The organism is Bosea sp. RAC05 (genome assembly GCF_001713455.1).
In the GTDB taxonomy this organism is placed as follows: Bacteria; Pseudomonadota; Alphaproteobacteria; order Rhizobiales; family Beijerinckiaceae; genus Allobosea.
The window spans coordinates 68,912-92,547 of the sequence record NZ_CP016464.1; the positions used below are offsets into that span (position 1 = coordinate 68,912).

Consider the following 23,636-nt stretch of genomic DNA (forward strand, 5'->3'; position numbering starts at 1 on the left):
ATGTCCGTCATGGTCGAGAGCTAACCTCATCCCCTACGGGCTGAACACCAGCACCAAAAACACGAAGAACACGCTGAGATGCACGGCGCCCTCCAGCATTGTCGTGCGCGTGCCGGTGAAGGTCAGTGTCGAGAGCAGCAGCGTCATCGCTAGGATGACCATGTTGGCGCCCGAGAGGCCGAGCACGACCTCCTGCCCCGTGAACAGGCCGATCGCCAGCACGGCCGGCACGGTCAGCCCCAGCGTCGACGCGGCGGCCCCCAGGCAGAGATTGACGGCGCGCTGGAGGTGGTTGGCGCTGATGGCGCGCAGCGCCGCGATGCATTCCGGCGTGAACACCACCATCGCGATCAGGATGCCGCCGAGCGCCACCGGGGCGCCGAGCTGGATGATGCCGAAATCGAGCACCACGGCGAGGCTCTTCGCCAGGATCACGATGGGCAGGATGTTGGCGAGCAGCAGGCCGACATGGGTGAGGGTCGCGCCGCCGGGGTCCTCGTGCCCGTCATCCTCGGCGATCTCGATCTCGGCCGGATCGGGCGCCGCCCCATGCGCGGCCGAGCGCACCGGCGGGGCCTGATCGCCCGTCGGCTCGACGAAGAAGGAGCGGTGACGCCCGGTCTGGAGCACCAGGAAGACGCCGTAGAGCGCGATGGTGAACACCGAAAACGAGACCGACTGCAGCGTCGTCAGCGTGCCCTGCCCCGTCGATGTCGTGAAGTTCGGCAGCACCAGCGGGATCACGGTCAGCGGGATGATCACCGCCAGATAGGACGACGCCCCCTTCATGTTGTAGCTCTGCGCGAAATGGCGCAGCCCGCCGACGAGCAGGCCGATGCCGACCACGCCGTTGAGCACGATCATCAGCACCGCGAACATCGTGTCACGGCCCAGCGTGGGCGCACCCTTGGCGCCGAGCATCACCGCCGAGATCAGCGCCACCTCGATGACGACGATCGACAGCGTCAGGATCAGCGTGCCGAAAGGCTCGCCGAGCCGCCCCGCCAGCACCTCCGCCTCCTGCACCACACCGAACGCCGCCCAGATGATGACGCCGAGCAGCCAGGCGAAGACCAGCGCCGCGACCAGGGGCTCGCCGAGGCGCGAGAGCAGGGCCTCCCCGAACAGCAGGAAGGCGGCGACGGTCGCCCAGGCGCAGGCGAGGCGGAGGATGGTGACGGACAAGGGCAGCCCTCTGGCTGGGGGTGGCGGAAGGGCGGACGCGTCCCGACATGCGAAAAGGGCCGCGCGCGGCGACCCTGAGCCGGACCAACGCGCCAGCAGCGTTGGGGTTTCATGGTCCGGGCGGAAGACCGCCGCTCAGTCCGGCGCGATCGTCCGCGCCAGCGGGCTCGCCGCCTCTTCGGGCAGCGAGGCGGCCTTGTCGGTGACGAGATACTGCGCCCGCGCCAGCGCCGCGAAGCGCCCGCCCTTGGCGACGAGCTCCTCGAAGGAGCCCATCTCGATGACCTGGCCCTGCTCGAAGACGAGGATGCGGTCGGCATTGCGGATGGTGGCGAGGCGGTGGGCGATGACGAAGGTGGTGCGGCCCTTCATCACCTCCTCGAGCGCCTTCTGCAGCTTGACCTCGGTGGCGGCGTCGAGCGCCGAGGTCGCCTCGTCGAGGATCAGGACCGGCGGGTTCTTGAGCAGCGCCCGCGCGATCGAGAGGCGCTGGCGCTCGCCGCCGGACAGCGTGCGGCCGCGCTCGCCGACCAGCGTGTCGAGCCCGTCGGTCTGGCGCGCCATCACCTCGGTCGCCTGCGCCCGCTCGAGCGCCTGCATCATCTCCTCTTCCGTCGCGTCCGGCTTGCCGACGCTCAGGTTCTCGCGGATCGTCCGGGCAAACAGCATCGGCTCCTGGAAGACGACGCCGATGTTCCGCCGCAGCGAGATCAGCGAGATCTCGCGGATGTCCTGCCCGTCGACGGTGATCCGGCCCGATTGCGGGTCGAAGGCGCGGTGCAGCAGGCCGAGCGTGGTCGACTTGCCCGAGCCCGTCGAGCCGACGATGGCGATGGTCTCGCCCGGGGAGACGGAGAAGGACACGTCGCGCACCGCGGTGCGCTTGCCGTCATAGGAGAAGGACACGTTCTCGAAGGCGACCGCGCCCGAGAGCGGCCCCGCATCCGGCGCGCTCGGCAGGTCGCGCACCGCCGGCAGCGTGTCCAGCACCTCGAAGAACTCGCGCATCTTCGGCGCCTGCATGAAGATGAAGTTCACGAAGGCGACGATCTGCTCGAGCCGGCCGACCAGCATGGTGGCGAAGCCCATAAAGGTCACGATCTCGCCGACGGTGGTCAGCCCCTGCATCAGCAGCCAGGCGCCGACGACGAAGATCGCCAGCACGGTCAGCGTCGCCGAGGCGCGCGTCGCCACCGTCGCGATCGCCCACCAGGACAGGACCGGCAGCTGCGCCTCGAGCAGGCTGGCGATGGTCGAGCGCAGGCCGCGGACCTCCGCCTCGATGCGCGTGAAGCTCTGGATCACCGGCACGTTGCCGAGCGCGTCGGAGGCCCGCTCGGCCAGGCTCGAATGATAGCCCTCGACATTGCTCTGCAGCTTGTCGGTCTTGCGCAGCACATAGGCCGTCAGCGTGCCGAACAGCACCACGAGCGAGATCAGCAGCAGGCCGAGCTGCCAGTTCTTCCACAGGGTGAAGGGCAGCAGCACGAACAGCGCGACGAGGCTGGCGCAATGCTCCCGGAAGAAGGAGAGCCACAGCGCCCACATGCCGCTGGTGCCGTCGAGCATGACCTTGAGCACGCGGCCGGAATGGGTCTGCGTGTGATAGGCCAGCGGCAGGCTGAGCGCGTGCTCGAAGAAATTCGCCATCACCGCCAGGCGCCGCCGATGCGCCAGCCGATCGGAATGCAGCGAGACGAAGACGCTGGCGCCGATGGTGAACAGCCCGAAGCCGACCCAGGCCAGGATCAGCGGGCCGATATCGGCCCAGCTCAGCTTCTGCCCCGCGCCCTGGACGTTCGAGAGCTTGTCGATCAGCGCGCCGAACAGCATCGGCTCGGCGAAGGAGGCCGCGGCGAGCAGGATGTTGGCGAAGGCCAGGATGAGCCCCAGCCGACGCTCGGGGCCGAGTTCGCCGAGGACGCGGGCATAGATGGAGAAGAGCGACATGAAGCACCTTTAGCGCAGGCGCAAACCTGAACAAGCCCTCAACCTTAACGCTTCGTTCAAGGCCCCCGGATAACGTCGTCCCGAGCCTAGGCCGACATCGGCGGCGGGACGGTCGCGGCAGGCGATATCGGGGTGGCGTCATGGATCTAGCAACCGGCCTCGGCATCCTCGGAGGCATCGTCACGATTTGCGCGATCATCATCATCGACGGCGGCAACTTCGCCGCTTTCTATGACAAGCACGCCGTCATCATCATCTTCGGCGGCGCGACAGCCTCGACGATGACGCGATTCCCGTTCTCGGTAATCACCCATGGCATTCCCATGGGCATGCGCTTCGCCTTCACGATGAGCGCCAGCCACCCGCGCGAGCTGATCGAGGAGATCACCCGCGTCGCCGACATCGCCCGCAAGAACGGCCCGGTCGCCCTCGAGCACGCCGTGGTCTCCGACCCTTTCCTCGCCCAGGGCCTTCGCTACATCGCCGACGGCTACGACAAGGACTTCATCCGCGACACGATGGAGCGCGACCGCGACAACTTCCTGCAGCGGCTCGACGAGGGCTCGAAGGTCTACCGCGCCATCGGCGACTGCGCCCCCGCCTGGGGGATGATCGGCACGATACTCGGCATGGTCACGATGTTCGCCAACATGTCCGACCCGTCGAAGCTCGGCCCCGCCATGGCCACCGCGCTGCTGGCGACGCTCTATGGCGCCGTCATCGCGAACATGATCGCCATGCCGATCGCCGACAAGCTGCACATCAAGCTGGAGGAGGAGGAGATCGCGCGCACGCTGATCATCGACGGCGTGCTCCAGATGCGCGACGCCAAGAGCCCGACCCTGGTGCGCGAGATGCTGCTCGCCTATCTGCCCCAGCATCACCGCACCGAAATGGCGAAGGCCTGAGGCCCGCTTGATGGCCCGGATCTGAGCCATGGCGAGGAAGAAGCGCGGCGGCCATGGCGGCCATGGCTGGTTCGTCACGTTCGCGGACCTGATGGCGCTGCTGATGAGCTTCTTCGTCATGGTCGCGGCCTATTCCAGCCAGGACACGGCCAAGCTCCAGATCGTCGCCGGCTCGATGCGCGACGCCTTCGGCAACCAGCGCGACATGCGGCTGGCCGGCATCGTCGAGGCGGATGGCATCCCCACCGGCAACCACGTCAAGAATTCGCGCCTCCTGCCGCTCGACCAGGCGACCGACCAGCCCGGCCCGATCAAGAAGGCGCCTCAGGATGACGGCCTGAACATGCCGACGCAGGACCGCGGCTTCGCGCTCGCGGCCGCCTCCCTGCGCCAGGCCCTGCGCGACATGCCCGAGATCGCGGAGGTCTCGCGCAACATCCTGATCGAGGTGAACGAAACCGGCCTCGACATCCAGCTCGTCGACCAGGAAGGCCGGGCCATGTTCGCCGAGGGCAAGAGCCAGCCCACCGAGCGCATGCGCAAGGTCCTCGCCACGCTGGCACCGACGCTGCGGCGCATGCCCAACAAGATCGCCATCACCGGCCACACCGTGCCATGTTCGCCGAGGGCAAGAGCCAGCCCACCGAGCGCATGCGCAAGGTCCTCGCCACGCTGGCACCGACGCTGCGGCGCATGCCCAACAAGATCGCCATCACCGGCCACACCGTGCCACCCAGGCCGGGCAGCGCGCCGGAGGGCGATCCGTGGGAGCTGTCGGTCGCCCGCGCCGCCGCCGTGCGCGCGATCCTGTCGAATTCGGGGGTGCCGAGCGACCGCTTCGCGCTGGTGTCCGGAAAGGGCGACACCGAGCCGCTGGTCAAGGACAACCCCTATCTGCCCTATAACCGCCGCGTCGGCCTCGTGCTCAAGGCCGATTCGCCGCCGCTGCCCTCCGGCATCAAGCCCTGAGGCGGCGTCTCACGGCGCAAGGATGAGCGCCCAGTAGACCTGGTATTTCGACCCGGGCGCATAAGCCGTGGCGATGCCCATCCGGGTCATGCCGGGCGTCTTCATCACGCGGTTATGCTGCGGCGAGTCCCGCCAGCCCGAAAAGGCTTCCGCCAGCCGCCGGTAGCCCGCCGAGAGATTGGCCTCCGCACCCGGCTGCCCGCCGCGCGCCAGCCGCGCCTTCACCGCCTCGGCCTGGGCCGGCTTGTCGGCTGCCGCCATGGCGCTCGCTTCCTCCTGCGCCGCCGCGACGAGCGCCGGATCGAGCGAAAGCGTGTTCAGCCCGGCATTGAGCCGATAGGCCGAGATCATCGCCCGGGCCTCGTTCGCATCGACCCGCGCCGTCGCCGAACCGAGGTCGCGATAGAAGGCGGGCTGCCCGGTGCGCGCCGGCTCCGTGCAGCCGGCGGCGCCGACCAGCGCCAGCGCGCCCGCGATGAGGGCAGGACAGGTCAAGCGGCGCCGTACCATTGCGCCGCGCCGAGGGTTGAGCATCGCATCATTCCTTGCTGTCGTCCTTGACGGGTTCCGGGGCCGGCGCGGCAGGCGGGGCCTCGGCCTCGGGTTCATCCTCGGCGGGCTGCGCACGACGACGGCTGCGCGCGGGCGCCTTCGCCGTCGCGGGGCTGCTGGGCGCGGCGGCCACCGCCGGGACCTCCCGGTTGACCGCCGCGGCGATGCTGCCGAGCGACAGCTCGACGCCTTCCAGCCCCTTCACCAGCAGCTCCGGCGTGGCGACGGCCGGCTCCATCTCGGTCAGGCGCTTGTGGATCGCGAAGTTCAGGTCGCTGGTGACGCGCCCGACGATGTCGACCTCCGCCACGACGCAGACCAGCTCGAAATCCATCGTCGAGGTGCCGATCTTCTTGAACAGGATCGCCGGCGGCGGCTTCTGCATCACGTCGCCATGGGCGTTGGCGACCTCGCTGAGCATGCTCCGCACCGCCCCGGCCTCCAGCGTGCGCGGCACCGACAGCGAGATCAGGATGCGGCCCGTGCGGTCGTTGCGGACGCGGTTCCTGACCACGCCGGAAATCAGGTTCGAATTGGGCACGATCACCGAGGAGCGGTCGAAGGTCGCGATCTCGGTCGAGCGCACATTGATCTTCTTGACGATGCCCTCGGCGTCGCCGACCACGACCTGGTCGCCGACGCGGATCGGCCGCTCCCAGAGCAGGATCAGCCCCGAGACGAAGTTCGAGACCACCGACTGCAGGCCGAAGCCGATGCCCACCGACAGCGCGCTCGCGACCAGCGTCAGGCGCTCGAGACTGAGGCCGAGCGCCGAGACCGCCAGCGCCACCGCCGCGAGATAGCCGACATAGCCGGCCGCCGTGGTGATCGAGTTGCGCAGGCCCGTGTCGAGCTGCGTCGTCGGCAGGAACTTGACCTCGAGCCAGCCCTGCAGCGAGCGCGTCGCGGTGAGCCCGGCGGCGAAGAGCAGACCGCCGAAGATGATCGAGGACAGCGAGATCGTGACACCGCCGACCTGGAAGCCGAAGAAGGCCGCCCGCAGCGACGTGAAGAAATCGGTCGATTCCAGCCCCCACGGCGCCATCACCAGCAGGAAGCCGACGATGACCAGCATCAGCTTCAGCACGCCGGCGGCGATCACCGCGATCTTGTCGAGCGTGTGGGCGCGGATGCCGAGTCCGGCCTTCAGCGTCAGGGCGAGCCGGCCCTTGCCGGTCATCGCATGCGGAATGCCCTGGTCGACGAGCTGGTAGGTCAGCACGAGACTGCAGGCGACGATGCCGATCCAGATCACCTGCTCGGTCAGGAAGGAGGCGAAGACGACATAGCCGCCCAGCACCGACAGCGACAGGACGAGGCCGATGAGCCAGCCGATGAGGCGGATCGGACCCAGGCTCGCGCCCTCGACCGCGACATAGGGGCCGAGGCAGGCCTCCTCCTCGATCTCCTCATTGTCCCGCAGCCGGTAGAGCCCCACGACCAGCGTCAGCGCGAAAATGATGACGAGGACGCTGCGCAGGATGATCGAGACCGCAAGGCCGGCGGCGATCGCCGTCAGCCAGGCCTCGAGCACCTTGCTGATCGAGAGCACCAGCGCCAGCGAGGTGCCCAGCCAGACCACGGTCGAAGCGGTCGAATCCATCACGCTGACGAGGCGCCGCTGCGGCTGGCTCGGCGCGAACAGCGCATCGAGCAGCGCCTGGACGAAGGCCACGACGGCGAGCCCGGCCACGATCGCGGTCACCACGGGCTGGATGCGCAGCGGCAGCAGCCCGGCGGTGTTCAGCGCCGCATAGATCAGCCAGCTCGCCAGCGCCGGCGGCGCCGCGCCCGCCACGACATGGGCGAGCGCGATGTAGAGGGAGTGCAGGCTGTCGGTGTCCTGCGCGCTGCTGAAGCGCGCCTTGAAGCGGGGCAGATAGCGGCGGCGCACATAGTAGAGCAGCACCGCGCCGAGGAAGGCGATCGCCACCAGGCCGCCGCGGACGCCCGCCATCGCATCCGCCACCCCCGAGAGCCAGCCCCCGAAGATGTAGCCCGACGCCCGCAGGTCCTCCGGCACGGTCGACAGCGCGTTCGACCACATGTCGGGGCTCAGCACCGTCGGCCCCGCCGCGAACAGCGCCTGGGCGAAGAGCGCGCGGCGGCGGTCGCCGATCGCGGTCTGCAGCTGCTCCGCCTGCAGGAAGGCGGCACGCGCGATCTTCAGGGTTTCGTCGGCATCCGAGAAGGCCTTCAGCCGTGCCTCGCGCTCGCGCAGCACCTCCGCACTCTCCGGCGGCGCACTGGCTTCCGGCTTGGCCCCGAGCTGGTCGAGCCTGACCTTGGCCTGCTCGACACGCGGCGCCTGCTCGTCGATCAGCTGGCGCAGCTGGTCCAGCGACGGCTGCAGGCGCATGCGTTGGCGCTGCAGCTCGTTTTCGGTGGCCGTCGGCGCCGCCAGCAGGGCCTCGATCTGCGTCAGCTCGAGGCGGATGGTGTCGAGGCGCGCACGCGCCGAGGCCGCGTCGGGGGCCGGCTGCTGGGCGAAGCCTTGCCCCAACCCCAGCAGGACCAGCACCAGCATGGCCAGGGCGGCGAGGAGGCCGGGCCGTGCGCGCGGCGTCGGGTGGGGCGCTGGGGCGATTCGCGCAGCCATGCCGGGAAAGCCTCGCTCAGATCGGTGATTCGTCGCTGGCTCGACCGTCGCCACAGCTTCATCGACAAGGCAAGCGCGGTGCGCAGGATCGGGAAACAAACGCAAACCTGTCGTGATCCGGGAGGGGGTCAACGCCGCGGCGCTGGCGGTCGGCCTCTCCTTTTCATGCCAAACCGGACATCTTCAAGGCGCGGCCGCGGCCGGCCCCGCCCGGTTGCGGTCGCTGGCGGTGCCAAGCCCGGCGCCAATCGGCAGCACCGCTCATCTCCTGCCCCCGGCATTCCCCTTCAGCCAGCCGAGCAAACCCGCGATGCCGGGCGGGGCTCCGGCCGCGCATGGAAGCGCCTGGCGCATGGCCTGCCTGCGCCGGCTGCGGCGCTTTCGTCCTGCTCGCCGGTTGACCCGGCGCGGCGTTCTCCGCTCCATGGGCCCAGTTGCAGAAAGACGCCGTCCAGCGGCGCGAGACGGACACGCGATCCGCGTGCCGGGGGGATGACGGAATGGATGTGCTGATCAGGACGGTGCTCATCGGCATCGGCGCCACGGCCCTGCTCGACCTCTGGGCGATGCTTCTGAAGCGTGTCTTCGGCTTTCCCTTGCCGAACTGGGCTTTGGTCGGACGCTGGTTCGCGCATCTGCCCCGCGGGCGCGTCCTGCACGAGGACATCACCCGCTCGGAGCCCGTCCGCAACGAGCTCGCGATCGGCTGGATCGCGCATTACGCGGTCGGCATCCTGTTCGCCGGCATCGTCGTCGCGATCTGGGGCGCCGGCTGGGTCCGCAACCCGACCTTCGGGCCGGCGCTGATCGTCGGCCTCGCCACGGTCGGCTGCGGCTGGTTCATCCTTCAGCCCGGCATGGGCGCCGGCATCGCCGCCGCCAAGCGCGCCAATGCCAACACGGTGCGGACCCTGAACATCGTCGGCCATACCGTGTTCGCGGTCGGCCTCTGGGGCACCGCCCTGCTCATCCGCTGAACCCCTCCTTCCTCCTGTCGAGACCAACATCATGGCCAGCACGCTCTTCACCAATGCCCGCATCGTCGACGGCACCGCGCCGGAGGCCGGCGCGCCTGTCAGCGTCCTCGTCGAGGGCGGCACGATCCGCGAGGTCGGCAAGGCCGTCACCTCCGCCAAGGCCAAAATCGTCGACCTCAAGGGCAAGACCCTGATGCCGGGCCTGATCGACGCCCATGTCCATGTCGTCGCCGGCGTCGCCGATCTCGGCCGCAACGCGCAGCTGCCGGACTCGCTGGTGACGGCCCGCTCCTTCGTGATCATGCGCGAGATGCTGATGCGCGGCTTCACCACGGTGCGCGATGTCGGCGGCGCCGATTTCGGCCTGAAGCAGGCGACCGAGGAAGGTCATTTCCCGACGCCGCGCCTCGTCATCTCCGGCAAGGCGCTGAGCCAGACCGGCGGCCATGCCGATTTCCGCGGCCGCTATGACGACGCCGCGACGCCGCTGACGCGTCACCGCCTCGGCGCGCTCGGGCGCATCTGCGACGGGCTCGACCAGGTCCGCCGCGCCGCCCGCGAGGAAATGAAGGGCGGTGCCGACTTCATCAAGATCATGGCCAATGGCGGCTGCGCCTCTCCGACAGACCCGATCCACTTCCTCGGCTTCTCGGTGAGCGAACTCGAGGCGGTCGTCGAGGAGGCGCGGATGGCGGGCACCTATGTCTCCGCCCATGTCTACACCGACGAGGCGATCCGCCGCTGCGTCGAGGCCGGCGTCCACTCGCTGGAGCATTGCAACCTGATCGAGGCCGAGACGGCGAAGCTCGCCGCCTCCAGGGGCGCCGTCGCGGTGCCCACCCTCGTCACCTACGACAAGCTCGTCATCGACGGCCCCAAGCTCGGCTTCCCGCCGGATTCCGTCGCCAAGGTCGACGTCGTCCGCTCGGCCGGCATGAACTCGCTCGCGGTCATGAAGAAGGCCGGCCTCGCCATGGCCTATGGCTCAGACCTGCTCGGCGAGATGCACAAGTACCAGTCCGAGGAGTTCGTCATCCGCGGCCGCGCCCTGCCGGCCCATGAGGTCATCGGCTCGGCCACCCATGTCGCGGCCAAGCTGCTCAGGCTCGAGGGCAAGATCGGCACGATCGCGCCCGGCGCCCATGCCGACCTGATCGTCGTCGACGGCGACCCGCTGAAGGACCTCTCGCTGCTCACCCGCCAGGGCAAGCACATCCCGCTGATCATGAAGGGCGGCGCCTTCATGAAGCGCGCCAGCCTCGGCTGAGGTCCGAGCGATAATAGCCGTCATGGCGAGGAGCATCGCGACGAAGCAATCCAGGAGGGCTCGTTCGACGTCTTTCTGGATTGCTTCGCTTCGCTCGCAATGACGGAAAGGGTCTACGCACCCAGGTCGAGCACCCGCGTCTCATAGGCGTAGAGGCGGCGGAACCCCATCGAGCCATAGAGCCCGTTGGCGACGGCGTTGGTCTGGTCGACCTGCAGATAGGCCTGCCGGCACTCCATCGCGCGGGCCCAGCCCATCAGCCCGCCGATCAGGCGCCGGCCGAAGCCCTGGCCGCGATGGGCTGAATCGACCACGACGCTGCCGATCTCGGCCATGCCGCGCTCGGCGACGCTCATCCCGAACGCCACCGGCTCGCCCGCGATCAGCCAGGTGGCGAAGGCCGCCGGCAGCCGCACGCCTTCGACGATCGCCGCCAGCTTGCCGGCATCGGCCTTGACGCCGCTCTGACGCGCCGCCACCCCGGCGATCCAGTCGGCGCTCGGCCGCGCCTCGATCTGGAGCTCGGGCTCGATCTCGGCGGCCACGTCGTCGAGCGCGCGGATCAGCCCGAGGGAGGCGTCGCGCACGACATAGCCGCGCGCCTTGACCCTCGCCAGCGTCTGCGCACCGACGAGCGGCGTCAGCCGGATGCAGGGCGGCAGGCCGTCGGCGCGGTAGAGTTCCTCGATCAGCGCCAGCGTGTCCTCGTCGAGCTCGGCGCCGGGCTTCAGCGGCGAGGCCGAATTCGCCCGGCCGGAATAGCCGCCCGCGAAGCGCACCATCCAGTCGTCGATCAGCAGCGTCGCCGGCGACGGCCAGGCATTGACGATGCGCCGCTCGCAATCGAGCATCAGGGCGAGATCGGCCCCCGTTCCTTCATCCGCCGCCATCGCCGTTAGCCCTGCCCCGCCTTCCGCGGGGTCGGCCGCCAGCCGGGCGGCGCCATCTCGAAGCCTTCGAAGGAGAAACCCGGCGACACGGTGCAGCCGACGAGCGTCCAGGCGCCCAGCGAGGTCGCGCTCTGCCACCAGCCGGCCGGCACCACGAATTGCGGCCGCTGCCCGGCCGCGAGATCGCTGCCGAGATGATGGGCCGAGGCGTCGTGCCCGTTGGGCGAGACGCTGATCACCAGCGGCGCCCCGGCATAGTGATGCCAGATCTCGGCTGCGTCGCAGCGATGCCATTCCGAGGTCTCGCCGGTGTCGAGCAGATAGTAGATCGCGGTGCCGACGCTGCGGCCGTCGACCTCCCGCGGGTCCCGGAAGGTCTCGCGATAATGGCCGCCCTCGGGATGGGGCTTCAGCTCGAGCAGACGGATCACCTCGGCAGCGGTCAGACCGTTGAGTGTCATGCGTGACGCCCCTTCTAGAACCGGTTCTTGGCTTCGCGCAGCGCGGCGAAGACCTCGCCCGCCGGCGCGCCATTCAGCCCGACCGCCGCCGCCAGCGCGCCTTCGCCGGCCCGGAAGAACGGGTTGGTGGCGGCTTCCTCGGCGACGCTCGTCAGCGCCCAGAACCGCCCCTCCGCCTTGGCCGCCTCGGCCTCGGCGAGCCTGGCCGTCAGCACCGCATTGGCCGGCTCCATCGCCGCGGCGAAACGCGCGTTCGAGAGCGTGTAGTCGTGGCCGCAGAGCAGCCGTGTGTCGCCCGGCAGCGCCATCAGCCGCGACAGCGAGGTCCACATCGCCGCCATCTGGCCCGGCTGGACGCGCCCGCAGCCCATCACGAAGACGACGTCGCCGACGAAGGCGAGCTTCGCGCCGCGCGAGACGAAGCTGAGATGGCCCGGCGCATGACCCGGGGTGTGCCAGATCTCGAAGCTCTCGCCGCCGAAGGACACGGCATCGCCCTCGGAGAGGATGCGGTCGAGCGGCGCCTGGCCGGCGGCGTCGGCCGGCCCGCAGACCTGCGCGCCGGTCGCCTGCTTCACGGCGGCGACGCCTTGCGTGTGGTCGGCATGGGCATGGGTGACGAAGACGTCGCTGATCGTCCAGCCCTTCGCCTTGGCCGCCGCCATCACCTGGCCGGCATCGGGCACGTCGATGGCGGCGCAGGCGCCGCTGACGGGGTCGTGGAGCAGCGCCCCGGCATTGTCGCCGAGCGTGCGGAAGACGTGGAGATCGAGCGCCATGGGAGTCTCCGGAAGAACGCGGTTCTGTCGCGCTTAAACAATGCCGCCCGCCGATGCCAGCCTGCAGGGAACGCGCCGGAACCGAACCGGCCGGCGCACGCCCTTGCGCAGCCTCGCCCGGCATCACATCTTCCGGCGGCATGTCCCTCGACGTCGCCGATCTGCGCAGTTTCTATGCCAGCCCGCTCGGCCATGTCGCGCGGCGCTTCATCGGCACGGCGATGCTGCGCTTCTGGCCCGATTGCGCCCGCCAGCGCGTCCTCGGCCTGGGCTACACCACCCCCTATCTCTCCGTCCTCGGCATGAATGCCGAGCGGGTGATCGCCTTCATGCCGGCCGCGCAGGGCGTCGTGAACTGGCCGCATCAGGGCCTCTCCGCCTCGGCCCTGGTCGAGCCGACGCTGCTGCCGCTGCCGACCGCCTCGATCGACCGGGTCGTCCTCGTCCATGCGCTGGAGGAGACCGAAAGCCCCGACGACCTGATCGAGGAGGTGGGCCGCGTGCTCTCGCCGGGCGGGCGCATGATCCTGGTCGTGCCCAACCGCCGCGGGCTCTGGGCCCGGATGGACAGCACGCCCTTCGGCCAGGGCCGCCCCTTCAGCCGCAGCCAGCTCGAGGCGCTGATGCGCTCGGCCGAATTCTCGCCCGAGGGCTGGAGCGAGGCGCTCTACGTGCCGCCCCTGCGCCAGCGGCTGCTGCTGCGATCGGCCGCCGCCTGGGAGCGCCTCGGCGCCGGGCTGTCCCTGCCCTTCGCCGGCGTCCACGTCATCGACGCGACCAAGCAGCTCTACCGGCGCATCCCGCTGCGGGCGACGCGGCGCAGCTTCGCCTTCCGCCCCATTTTGCTACCTCAGCCGACGCCGGCACCCCGCACCGGGCGGGAGCGCGAGCACGGCCCGCCGGGTTGACAAAGAACCCACCGCGCGACCAAGGTCCGCCGCTTTTCGCGAGCCCGGTTCCGCATGACGCTCGATGCGCAGGAACCACCCGGCGCGGAACCTGAACTGGACCACGATGCGAAGCTATCTGGATTTCGAAAAGCCGGTCGCCGAACTGGAGGCGAAGGCGGATGAGTTGCGAGCCCTCCAGGCCAAGGGCGAGGGTTATGCCCTGGCCGACGAGATCGGCAGGCTCGACGCCAAGGCCGCGCAGGCGCTGAAGGAACTCTACGGGGCCCTGACGCCCTGGCAGAAGACGCTGGTCGCGCGGCATCCGCAGCGCCCGCACTTCAAGGACTACTGCGCCGCGCTGATCGAGGAATTCACCCCGCTGGCGGGCGACCGTGCCTTCGGCGAGGACGAGGCCATCGTCGGCGGCTTCGGCCGTTTCCGGGGCGAGCCGGTCTGCGTGATCGGCCAGGAGAAGGGTGATTCGACCGAGACCCGCATCCGGCACAATTTCGGCATGGCCAAGCCCGAAGGCTACCGCAAGGCGGTGCGCCTGGTCGAGCTGGCCGACCGCTTCGGCCTGCCGGTGCTGAGCTTCGTCGACACCGCCGGTGCCTATCCGGGCATCGAGGCAGAGGAGCGCGGCCAGGCCGAGGCCATCGCCCGCTCGACCGAGACCTGGCTCGGCCTGCGTACGCCGAGCATCGCGCTCGTGATCGGCGAGGGCGGCTCGGGCGGCGCCATCGCGATCGCGGCGGCCAGCCGGGTCATGATGCTGGAACACGCCATCTACTCGGTGATCTCGCCGGAAGGCGCGGCCTCGATCCTCTGGCGCGACACCGCGCGCGCCCAGGACGCCGCCACCGGCATGAAGATCACCGCGCAGGACCTCCTGAAATTCGGCATCATCGACCGGATCGTCAGCGAGCCGACCGGGGGCGCCCATCGCGACCACGGCGCGGTGATCGCGCGCGCTGGCGACGCCCTGTCGTCGGCGCTGTCGGAGCTGGGGGGCCTGTCCGCCGACGACATCGTCGACCGCCGCGCCGAGAAATTCCTGGCGATCGGGCGCAATCTGTGACGCCCGCCACGGGCCGGCCGGCGCCTTAACGGTGCCTTGACCATGGCCTTGCGCCGGTCGCCTGTGGTAAGGAAGCTTCAAGGCTAACGCTTCTACAACGGGAGACGGGCACAATTTGGCCGTCTTGCGCAGTCAGAGGTCGCCTGTGTCTGGCCGGCCGTTCGATGGGATTGACGACGTGGCATTGAAGCGATTCACGCTCGTGGCTTTGGTTGCATTGTCCCTGGGCGCCTGCGAGGAGGACCGCTATCGCGGCTCCGCGCGCCATCACATCCCGATCCCGGCCGCGACCTATGCGCTGATGTCCGAGAAGGGCATGAGCAAGGATCAGCCGATCCTGATCCGCTCCTACAAGAAGGAGTCGGAGCTCGAGGTCTGGAAGCGCAAGGCCAACGGCCAGTACGCCCTGCTGAAGACCTACCCGATGTGCCGCTGGTCCGGCCAGCTCGGACCCAAGGTCCGCGAGGGCGACCGCATGGCACCGGAAGGATTCTATGCCATCGCGCCGGCGCAGATGAACCCGAACTCGGCCTATTACGTCTCCTTCAACATGGGCTACCCGAACGCCTTCGACCGGGCCCATGGCCGCACCGGCTCGCATCTGATGGTGCACGGCGCCTGCTCCTCGGCCGGCTGCTACTCGATGACCGACGACCAGATGGGCGAGATCTACGCGCTCGTCCGCGAGGCCCATAACGGCGGCCAGCGGACGGTACAGATGCAGGCGCTGCCCTTCCGGATGACGCCGGAGAACCTCGCCAAGCACCGCCTCGATTCCAACATCGCCTTCTGGAAGAACCTCAAGGAAGGCACCGACTATTTCGAGGTGACCGGCGACGAGCCTCAGGTCGGCGTCAATGGCGGCCGTTACGTCTTCAACGCCGGCAATGGCGACCCCGCCGTCGCCCAGGCCGTGCAGCGCAAGCGCCAGCAGGACGAGACCCAGGTCGCCGCCCTCGTCGCCAAGGGCACGCCGGCGATCAAGCTGATCTATGATGACGGCGACCAGCACGGCACCTTCAAGCGGACCCTCGTCGCCAGTGGCTCGGACACGCTGAACCGCGCCGCCTCCTGGGGCTCGCGCGATGTCGGCGTCAGCCGGCCGGACGCGCTGACGGTCGGCCCGCGCGTCGTCGTCCTCGACGACAGGGGCAAGGCCAAGGCGACGATCCGGGCCGAATCCGCCGACAACGAGGTCGTCCTGGCGGCGGTCGCCGCAGCGGGCGCCGAACCGCCGGCCAAGCCGGAAGCCGCCAAGACCGAACCGGCTCGCGCCGAGGCGCCCCGCGCCGCGCCGGCCGCGGCCGCCACGACCCAGCTCGCCCGCGTCCAGCCCGGTGCCGCCGCCCCGGAGCCCGTCACCACCGGCTCCTTCGGCACGGCGTCGGCGGAGAGCGAACCCTTCTATCGCCGGGCCCTGAGCTTCGTGCCGGTGATCGGCGGCAGGTCTGCCGAGGCGAGCGCCACCGCACCCGTCGCCTCCGTCGTGCCCGCGACGCCGACCGAGGTCGTCGCACCGCTTCCGCCGCGTCGCACCGACCGGCTGCGCACCACCCAGCTCGACCAGCCCGCCGCCGCCTTTGCCAACCAGCCGGTCACGCGCTGACACGGGGCCGGGCATCTCGACTGCGCCAAAACTGCAACAACTCTAGTTCTTCGTCGGCTTAGTCTGTTTGGAAGGCATCGAGGCCCCGCTCCGCGGGGCCTTTTGCTTAGACCCTGAGCAGATTGCAAAAAAGCTCGCCTTGCCGAAAATGGCGAAGAAGCGGCTTCATTGTGACGAAAGCGCGCATGGCGGCGCGCGGACGTGCAAGGAGCAGATGATGGTCTTCGATAATCTACGGTTCTCGGTCACGGGCCTGAGCTTGTCTCTTGCCGCTTTCGCCGGCGTCGCGCAGGCCTCGGACCTGCCGAGCCGCAAGGTCGCGCCGGTCGCGCCGATTCCGCCGAGCATCACCTGGATCGATGCGGCGGTCAGCGTGAAGGCCATGACCGACTACAACTTCCGCGGCATTTCGCAGACCGACCGCAAGCCCGCCATCCAGGGCGGCGTCGAGCTGCAGTTCTACAACAACCTGTTCTATGCCGGCGTCTACGCCTCGAATGTCGATCTGGTGACGCGTCCCGACGCCGAGATCGACTTCTACGCCGGTATCCGTCCCAAGTTCGGCGACCTGACCTTCGACTTCGGCGTGTGGCAGTACTACTATCCCGGCGAGAAGCAGTTCCTCTTCCCGGCCGGCGTGTTCTGGACCCCGAGGAACACCGACTACACCGAGGTCTACGGCAAGGTCTCCTACACCTACAAGGACAGCCTGACCGTCGGCGCCAACGTCTTCTACGCCTGGGACTGGCTGGGCACCGGCGCGACCGGCACCTATGCCTCGATCACCGCGAAATACGCACTGCCCTTCCTCGAAGGCCTCTCGATCTCCGGCGAACTCGGGCACTACTGGCTCGGCCGCACCAACCAGGCGATCTGGTCGACGACGCCGCCGACCAACCTGCCCGATTATCTCTACTGGAACGCCGGCATCTCCTACACCTACAAGAACCTGACGGCCGACGTCCGCTATCACGACACCAACCTGTCGAAGCGCGAGTGCTTCCTGAACACGACCGACCCGCGCGGCGTCATCAACGGCTCGGCCAGTTCGAAATGGTGCGGCCCTGCCGTCGTCGGCACGCTGTCCTTCGACATCACGGCGAGCAGCCTCGGCATCTTCGCGCCGGCGAAGTGATCGCCCCCGCCCTGTCGATCCGGAAGGGCCGCTCGCGAGAGCGGCCCTTTTTTGTGTCCGGCGCCCTGCCTACCGGGTCATGGAGGCCGCGATCCGGCGCATCATCTCGCCGACCGCGTCGCATTCGGCGTCGCTGAGGACGGTCATCATCGCCTCGAGCCGCTCGACATGGATCGCCATGGCCCTGTCGGTGAGCGCCTGCCCCTCCGGCGTCAGCCAGAGCCGGCGCAGCCGGCGGTCGGCCTCGTCCGCCCGCCGTTCGATCAGACCGCGCCGCTCCAGCTCCGGCAGCAGCATGCTCATCGCGCTGCGCCCGACCAGCAGCTTCTCGGCCAGGGCCTGCTGGGTCAGGCCCGGGACATGGGCGATGTTGGCCAGCACGTCGTAATGCGCGACCTGGATGCCGAGCGGCGCCAGCGCCTCGCCGAACACCTTCTTCCAGAGCTGATGGACGCGCGCGACGGCGATCCAGTTGCGGAAACGCGGCAGATCCCAGGGGCGCACGGGGCCCGCCGTCCCGACGTCTGCGACCTCTTGCTTTTTGTTCACCATTGAACATACTCGTTCAGCATTGAACAAATCGGGGTCAGCGTCATGTCGAACTTGCTCCTGCGTCTCATGCGGCCTCTGGCCCGCCTCGGCGAATCCCTGGCACCCGGCCTGACCGGCCGCATCGCCTTTCGCCTGTTCTGCACCCCACCACGCCCCAAGCAGGGCAACCATCGGGCCGCCTCGGTCAAGTCCCTCGCGGCGCGACTCGAAGCGGGCACGCCCCTCTCGGTCCCCTTTCCCTGCGGCTCGGTCGCGGCGCATCTGTTCGAGCCGGCCCGGAGCGAGGAACGCGGCACCCCTCCCTGCGTGATCCTGCTGCATGGCTGGACCGGGCAGGCTGCGGTGATGGCTGCCTTCGTGCAGCCTCTGCTCGACGCAGGCTTGAGGGTCGTCGCCTTCGACCTGCCGGCGCATGGAAACTCGACCGGCGCGACCCTCGACCTGCCCACCGGCGTGGCGAGCCTGGCGGCGGTGGCGCGCGCGGTCGGCCCGGTCGAAGCGATCGTCGCCCATTCCTTCGGCGGCTCGATCGCGCTGGCCGCGCTCGCGGGAACGCTGCCGGCCCAGCCCCGTGTGGTCGCGAAGCGCCTCGTGCTGATCGCGCCGCCCTCCTCCATGCAGGAGGTCGCCCGCTGGTTCGCAGGCCGCATCGGTCTGGGCCCGCGCGGTCTGCGAGCGCTGGAGGCGCGCATCCATGCGGTCGCGGGCATGCCGGTCACCGCCTTCGCCGGCGCTGCCCAGTTGCAGCGCTATGGCGGGCCGACGCTGCTGCTGCATTGCCAGGACGACCGCGAGGTGCCCTTTGCCCATGCACAGGCGCTGACGGATGCCGGCCCCTTCATCCGCCTGGAGGCCGTGTCCGGCCTCGGCCATCGTCGCATCCTGACGGCGCCCCGGGTCACGGCACGGGCCGCGGATTTCGTGGCGGGCCGGGCGGAGCCCGCCCCGGATCAGACCCAGCCCATCAGCTCGCGGCGCACCACGGCCTCGATCGCGTCGACCCCTTCGGGCGAATCGTTCAGGCAGGGCAGACAGGCGAACTGCTGCCCGCCATTGTGCAGGAAGATCTCGCGGTTCTCTACGTCGAGCTCTTCCAGTGTCTCCAGACAATCCGCGGAGAAGCCCGGCGCCACGATCGCCATCGACTTGACGCCCGACGAAGCCAGGCTCTTCACCGTCTCGTCGGTATAGGGCTTCAGCCACTCGTCGGGCCCGAAGCGGGACTGGAAGGTCATCCTGAAGCGCTCGCGGCTGTAGCCCAGCTCCTCGCGCAGCAGGCGCCAGGTCTTGGCGCAGTGGCAGTGATAGGGGTCGCCCTTGAGCAGGTAGTCCTTCGGCATGCCGTGGAAGGAGCAGAGGATGACCTCGGGGTCGAAATCGAGCTTCGCCAGCGAGGCGCGCATCGAATCCGCCAGCGCTTTGATATAGGCCGGGTCGTCGTGATAGGGCGGCGCCACGCGCACCGCCGGCTGCCAGCGCATCGTCATCAGCGCGCGAAAGGCCTGGTCGCAGGCGGTCGCCGAGGTCGGCGCCGCATATTGCGGATAGAGCGGCACCATCAGGATGCGGTCGCAGCCCTGGGCGAGCAGCGCCTCCAGCCGGCTCTTCACGTCGGGCAGGCCGTAACGCATCGCCCAGTCGAAGACGACACGCTCGCCATGCTCGGGCGTGAGCCGCGCCGCGAGCTGCTCCATCTGCGAACGGGTGATCGTCTTCAGCGGGCCCTCGTCGCGCTCGTTGTTCCAGACGGAGGCGTAGTCCTTGCCCTTGCGGCTCGGCCTGGTGGTCAGGATCACGAGGTTGAGCAACGGCCACCACAGCCAGCGCGAGGTCTCGATGACACGGCGGTCCGAGAGGAATTCCTTGAGATAGGCGCGCATCGGCCAGTAGGTGGTGCCCTCGGGCGTACCGAGATTCATCAGCAGCACGCCGATGCGGCCGGTGCGGACCGGCGGATGGTCGGGCGGGAGCACCACGGCCCTCATGTCGGCGGCCGGCTTGGTTTCGACTGTCATGATCGCGGATGTCCTTCAGGCACCGGCCGGGGACCGGGAACACGGCTTGCGGCGAGGCCGGATGCGAAACTCACGCCTGCGGCCTGGGATCGCGCTGGCGCGCGCCCCTGCCGCAGGCGTGATTTAGACGAGTTACCAGTTTCGTCCAGTGCGACGCAAAGGGGTGCGACATCGCATGACGCCGCAGATGGCCTGCAGGCATCTGTGGTTCCGCTGGCCAGCATGGCGCAGGCTTTGCTAATCTGGAGCAGTTCTCAAGCAGAGGCGTCCTCGCATGACCAAGCTCACCCGCCGCAACGCCCTCGGCGTCATCGCCGCACCGGCCGCGCTCGCCGCCACCGCCCCGGCCGCGATCGCGCAGCAGCCGGCGCCGGCCTTCACCCTGCTGCTGGTCAACGACATCTACAAGATGAGCGACGACAAGGGCCGCGGCGGCTTCGCGCGGGCGGCGGGCATCGCCCGGGCCGAGCGCGCCAAGGGCGTGCCGCTGCTGTTCTGCCACGCCGGCGACTGCTACTCGCCCTCGCTGATGTCGGGCTTCGACCAGGGCGCCCACATCGTCGCGATGCAGAACAAGATGGGGCTCGACGTCTTCGTGCCCGGCAATCACGAGTTCGATTTCGGCAAGGAGAACTATCTCAAGCTCACGGCAGCCCAGACCTACCCGACCTTCGCCGCCAATCTGCGCGACGCCGCCGGCCAACCGCTGCCGGGCCACAAGGACTCGCAGATCTTCGAGCTCGGCGGGTTCAAGGTGGGCGTCATCGGCACGACCTTCGATCCCACGCCGCAGATTTCCAATCCCGGCGACCTGAAGTTCTCCTCGACCATGGAGGCGCTGCGGCGCGAGGCCCGCGCCTTGAAGAGCCAGGGCGCCGACGTGCTCGTCGCCGTCGTCCATGCCGACCGGGCCATGGACAACGAGATCGTGCGCTCGCGCGTCGTCGACATCCTGCTGACCGGCCACGACCACGACCTCGCCATCGCCTATGACGGCAAGGTCGTGATGGTGGAGTCCAACGAGGAGGGCAATTACGTCACCGCGATCGACGTCGCCGTCAGCGTGCGGGGCGAAGGCGCGGCACGTCAGGTCTCGTGGACGCCGACCTTCCGCGTCAACGATTCCCGGTCGGCCACGCCCGACCCCGAGGTCGCGGCCCTGGTGAAGGGCTACGAATCCGAGCTCTCGAAGGAACTCGACATCGACGTCGCCGTGCTCGCCGCCCCGCTCGATTCCCGCACCGGCGTCATCCGCACGCAGGAGGCCGCGATCGGCAACCTCATCGCCGACGCGATCCGCGCCGCCACCGGCGCGAAGCTCGCCATCACCAATGCCGGTGGCATCCGCGCCAACAAGCAGTATCCGGCCGGCCACAAGCTGACTCGCCGCGACGTGCTGAGCGAACTGCCCTTCGGCAATGCGACCGTCATGGTCGAGATCACCGGCAAGGACATCAAGGACGCGCTGGAGAACGGCCTGCGCGACGCGCCCCAGGGTGCCGGGCGCTTCCCGGTCATCTCCGGCTTCAAGTTCGAGGCGGATCTGAAGCAGCCCCAGGGCTCGCGCGTGCTGTCGATCACGGTCGATGGCCAGCCGATCGACCCGGCCGGCAAATACACCGTCGCCTCGAACAACTTCATGCTGGAGGGCGGCGACGGCTACACGGCGCTGGCGCGCGGCAAGACGCTGATCGGCCTCACCGACGGCAAGCTGATGGCCAATGAGGTGATGGTCTATCTGCGCAAGCTCGGCACGGTCGATGCCAAGGTCGAGGGTCGGATCGTCCTGAAGTGAGCTGCCGCGCGGCGCTCGCCGCCTTTTGCGCGGGCGACGGGCCGACAGGCTGGAGCGCGCTCCCGGTCTTCGCGCCCGGCGGAGCGGCGGAGCAGGCCTGTGCCGCCGCCGATGCCGAGCGCGAGGCCGGCCATGTCGTGGCGCCGGCGCCGGAACGCGTCTTCGCGGCGCTGGCGCTGACGCCGCTGGAGAGCGTGCGCGCCGTCATCCTCGGCCAGGACCCTTATCCGACGCCGGGCCATGCCAACGGGCTCGCCTTCTCCTATGCCGGCCCACCCCCGCTGCCGCGCTCGCTCGTCAACATCTACAGGGAGCGCCAGGCCGATCTCGGGCTCGCACCGCCGCCGGATGGCGACCTCACGCCCTGGGCGCGGCAGGGGGTGCTGCTGCTGAACACCGCGCTGACCGTGCGCGAGGGCGCCTCAAAAGCGGGCTCGCATCTTCAGCTCGGCTGGCGTGCCGTCACGGATTCCATCATCGCGGCCGTCTCGCGCGAGCGGCCCGCTGTCGTCTTCATCCTCTGGGGCAATCCCGCGCAGGCCAAGCGGGCGCTGATCGACGAAAGCCGGCATCGCGTGATCGTCAGCGCGCATCCCTCGCCGTTGTCGGCGAGCCGCGGCTTCTTCGGCTCGCAGCCGTTTTCGCAAGCCAATATGTGGCTCGAACAAAACGGACAAAAAGCCCTCGTCTGGTGAAGCGCTGGCGCTACCCCACCGGCCGCTCGTCGGCGATCACCTTGCCGTCATTGGGCAGCGAGCCCAGCGGCAGGATCTCGACCGAGCCCCTGAGCTTGGTCACCTGCTGCAGGGTCGACGACATCGCATCGATCAGCCCGGCCGGCTGGGCGTAGATCTCCGCCTTCAGCGTCATCGTGTCGGCCTCGTTGGCGCGGCCCACCACGAGGCGCAGCTTGTGCACCTCGCTGTGGCGGCGCGCGATCTCGGCGATCTGCTCGGGCCGCACGAACATGCCCTTGATTTTCGCCGTCTGGTCGGCGCGGCCCATCCAGCCGCGGATGCGGGCGTTGGTCCGTCCGCAGGCGCTCGCGCCCGGCATCAGCGCCGTGAGGTCGCCGACCGCGAGGCGGATCTGCGGGTGGTGCGGGTCGAGATTGGTGACGACGATCTCGCCGACCTCGCCGGCTTCCACGGGATTGCCCGTGCCCGGCCTGACGATCTCGACGATCAGGTTCTCGTTCAGCACCATGCCCTCGCGGGCCGACGTCTCATAGGCGATGATGCCGACATCGGCGGTGGCGTAGAGCTGGTAGGCGTCGATGCCGCGCTCGCGCACCCAGGCCTGCAGCGAGGGCGGGAAGGCAGCCCCCGACACGACGGCGCGCTTGATGCTGGAGATGTCGACGCCCCGGCTCTCGGCGGCCTCGACCAGAATCTTCAGGAAATCGGGCGTGCCGGCGTAAGCCGTCGGCCGGTAGGCGGCGATCACCTCCATCTGCTGCTCGGTGTTGCCCGGCCCGGCCGGAATCACGGCGCAGCCCAGCGCGCGCGCGCCGGAATCCATGATGAAGCCACCCGGCGTCAGGTGATAGCCGAAGGTGTTGAGCACGATGTCGCCGGGCCGGAAGCCGGCCGCGAACAGGCCGCGCGCCGCCCCCCAGGGATCGGCGCCCGTCCCTTCGGGCTCGAAGATCGGCCCCGGCGAAGTAAACAGCCGGCCGAAGCCGCCGGGTGCGGTGGGCACGAAGCCACCGAAGGGCCAGGCCTCCTTCTGCAGCGCCGGCAGCTCCGCCTTGCGCAGCACCGGCAGGGTGGACAGCGCATTGCGGTCGGTGATCGCGGCTGGGTCGATCCCGGCGAGACGCCGCGCATAGGCCGGGGCCTGCATCGCCGCCGCCAGCACGGCCGGAAGCCGCGCGAACAGATCCGCCTCGCGGGCGTCGGGCGCGCGGGTTTCGAGAGCGTCGTGATGCTCGGTCATAGCGCGGTCCCTCCAGTCACGATGGCTCGGCGCCTTCTGTCAGGCCTGGCCGGTTCGTCATTGCGAGCGCAGCGAAGCAATCCAGAGGGC

General features: G+C 69.3%; 20 protein-coding genes and 1 pseudogene. 11 read left to right on the forward strand and 10 right to left on the reverse strand.

Annotated features, from left to right (window positions below):
- Positions 1-33 precede the first annotated feature (33 nt).
- Together BSY19_RS03860 and BSY19_RS03865 are read right to left on the reverse strand one after the other, a co-directional pair.
- A complete protein-coding gene (locus tag BSY19_RS03860; protein WP_069052994.1) occupies positions 34-1,185 on the reverse strand; it encodes a calcium:cation antiporter in 1,152 nt (383 codons plus the stop codon).
- Between the two features lie 135 nt (positions 1,186-1,320).
- Positions 1,321-3,135 carry a glucan ABC transporter ATP-binding protein/ permease gene (locus BSY19_RS03865; protein ID WP_069052995.1) on the reverse strand — a complete coding sequence of 605 codons (1,815 nt, stop codon included), beginning with the start codon at positions 3,133-3,135 and terminating at the stop codon, positions 1,321-1,323.
- A 140-nt stretch (positions 3,136-3,275) separates the two neighbouring features.
- Between BSY19_RS03865 and BSY19_RS03870 the strand changes: the two genes are divergently transcribed.
- Both BSY19_RS03870 and BSY19_RS28630 read left to right on the forward strand, forming a co-directional pair.
- Entirely contained in the window at positions 3,276-4,043 is a 768-nt protein-coding gene (locus tag BSY19_RS03870; RefSeq protein ID WP_069052996.1) for a motility protein A, read from the forward strand.
- 651 nt (positions 4,044-4,694) lie between these two features.
- Entirely contained in the window at positions 4,695-5,012 is a 318-nt protein-coding gene (locus BSY19_RS28630) for an OmpA/MotB family protein (RefSeq protein ID WP_442856702.1), read from the forward strand.
- A gap of 9 nt (positions 5,013-5,021) precedes the next feature.
- Here the strand turns inward: BSY19_RS28630 and BSY19_RS03885 are convergent, their stop codons facing one another.
- Positions 5,022-5,507 (reverse strand): CAP domain-containing protein, encoded by a 486-nt coding sequence (locus BSY19_RS03885; protein ID WP_335622318.1) that lies wholly within the window; start codon positions 5,505-5,507, stop codon positions 5,022-5,024.
- A gap of 43 nt (positions 5,508-5,550) precedes the next feature.
- Entirely contained in the window at positions 5,551-8,163 is a 2,613-nt protein-coding gene (locus tag BSY19_RS03890; protein ID WP_069053000.1) for a DUF3772 domain-containing protein, read from the reverse strand.
- Between the two features lie 500 nt (positions 8,164-8,663).
- Between BSY19_RS03890 and BSY19_RS03895 the strand changes: the two genes are divergently transcribed.
- Positions 8,664-9,140, forward strand: coding sequence for a DUF2938 domain-containing protein (locus BSY19_RS03895; RefSeq protein ID WP_069053001.1), 477 nt, complete (start codon positions 8,664-8,666; stop codon positions 9,138-9,140).
- A gap of 31 nt (positions 9,141-9,171) precedes the next feature.
- Positions 9,172-10,407, forward strand: coding sequence for a metal-dependent hydrolase family protein (locus tag BSY19_RS03900; RefSeq protein ID WP_069053002.1), 1,236 nt, complete (start codon positions 9,172-9,174; stop codon positions 10,405-10,407).
- Between the two features lie 113 nt (positions 10,408-10,520).
- Here BSY19_RS03900 and BSY19_RS03905 read toward each other — a convergent pair whose 3' ends face one another.
- From BSY19_RS03905 to gloB, 3 genes are read right to left on the reverse strand one after another with little or no spacing between them, the layout of a single operon-like run.
- Complete coding sequence (locus tag BSY19_RS03905; protein ID WP_069053003.1) at positions 10,521-11,297, reverse strand: GNAT family N-acetyltransferase; 777 nt, start codon at positions 11,295-11,297, stop codon at positions 10,521-10,523.
- A gap of 5 nt (positions 11,298-11,302) precedes the next feature.
- Entirely contained in the window at positions 11,303-11,758 is a 456-nt protein-coding gene (locus tag BSY19_RS03910; protein ID WP_069053004.1) for a cupin domain-containing protein, read from the reverse strand.
- Between the two features lie 14 nt (positions 11,759-11,772).
- Complete coding sequence (gene gloB, locus BSY19_RS03915; protein WP_069053005.1) at positions 11,773-12,537, reverse strand: hydroxyacylglutathione hydrolase; 765 nt, start codon at positions 12,535-12,537, stop codon at positions 11,773-11,775.
- A gap of 140 nt (positions 12,538-12,677) precedes the next feature.
- Between gloB and BSY19_RS03920 the strand changes: the two genes are divergently transcribed.
- The 4 genes from BSY19_RS03920 to BSY19_RS03935 all read left to right on the forward strand — a co-directional run bounded on the left by BSY19_RS03920 (position 12,678) and on the right by BSY19_RS03935 (position 17,246).
- Positions 12,678-13,445: a class I SAM-dependent methyltransferase gene (locus BSY19_RS03920; protein WP_069053006.1), complete on the forward strand. Its 768-nt coding sequence runs from the start codon at positions 12,678-12,680 to the stop codon at positions 13,443-13,445.
- A gap of 106 nt (positions 13,446-13,551) precedes the next feature.
- Complete coding sequence (locus BSY19_RS03925) at positions 13,552-14,505, forward strand: acetyl-CoA carboxylase carboxyltransferase subunit alpha (protein ID WP_069056837.1); 954 nt, start codon at positions 13,552-13,554, stop codon at positions 14,503-14,505.
- Positions 14,506-14,683: 178 nt separating this feature from the next.
- The gene (locus tag BSY19_RS03930; RefSeq protein ID WP_150129486.1) at positions 14,684-16,111 is read left to right on the forward strand and encodes a L,D-transpeptidase family protein; all 1,428 of its coding nucleotides are present in this window, start codon (positions 14,684-14,686) and stop codon (positions 16,109-16,111) included.
- Positions 16,112-16,325: 214 nt separating this feature from the next.
- Entirely contained in the window at positions 16,326-17,246 is a 921-nt protein-coding gene (locus tag BSY19_RS03935; RefSeq protein ID WP_210184404.1) for a TorF family putative porin, read from the forward strand.
- Between the two features lie 69 nt (positions 17,247-17,315).
- Here the strand turns inward: BSY19_RS03935 and BSY19_RS28275 are convergent, their stop codons facing one another.
- Positions 17,316-18,212: a MarR family winged helix-turn-helix transcriptional regulator gene (locus BSY19_RS28275; RefSeq protein WP_442856686.1), complete on the reverse strand. Its 897-nt coding sequence runs from the start codon at positions 18,210-18,212 to the stop codon at positions 17,316-17,318.
- Here BSY19_RS28275 and BSY19_RS28635 point away from each other — a divergent pair.
- A pseudogene (locus BSY19_RS28635) lies at positions 18,144-18,650 on the forward strand (alpha/beta fold hydrolase); the annotation flags it as partial. The gene BSY19_RS28275 and the pseudogene BSY19_RS28635 overlap by 69 nt on opposite strands.
- Positions 18,651-18,748: 98 nt before the next feature.
- Here the strand turns inward: BSY19_RS28635 and hemH are convergent.
- Positions 18,749-19,813 (reverse strand): ferrochelatase, encoded by a 1,065-nt coding sequence (gene hemH / locus BSY19_RS03945; RefSeq protein ID WP_069053009.1) that lies wholly within the window; start codon positions 19,811-19,813, stop codon positions 18,749-18,751.
- A gap of 274 nt (positions 19,814-20,087) precedes the next feature.
- On the opposite strand from hemH, the gene BSY19_RS03950 reads away from it, so the two are divergent.
- Together BSY19_RS03950 and ung are read left to right on the forward strand one after the other, a co-directional pair.
- Positions 20,088-21,608 (forward strand): bifunctional metallophosphatase/5'-nucleotidase, encoded by a 1,521-nt coding sequence (locus tag BSY19_RS03950; RefSeq protein ID WP_069053010.1) that lies wholly within the window; start codon positions 20,088-20,090, stop codon positions 21,606-21,608.
- Complete coding sequence (gene ung / locus BSY19_RS03955; protein WP_069053011.1) at positions 21,605-22,303, forward strand: uracil-DNA glycosylase; 699 nt, start codon at positions 21,605-21,607, stop codon at positions 22,301-22,303. The genes BSY19_RS03950 and ung overlap by 4 nt, the downstream gene beginning before the upstream one ends.
- 10 nt (positions 22,304-22,313) lie before the next feature.
- On the opposite strand, the gene BSY19_RS03960 is transcribed toward ung, so the two are convergent.
- Positions 22,314-23,546: a phenylacetate--CoA ligase family protein gene (locus tag BSY19_RS03960; RefSeq protein WP_069053012.1), complete on the reverse strand. Its 1,233-nt coding sequence runs from the start codon at positions 23,544-23,546 to the stop codon at positions 22,314-22,316.
- Between the last annotated feature and the right edge of the window lie 90 nt (positions 23,547-23,636).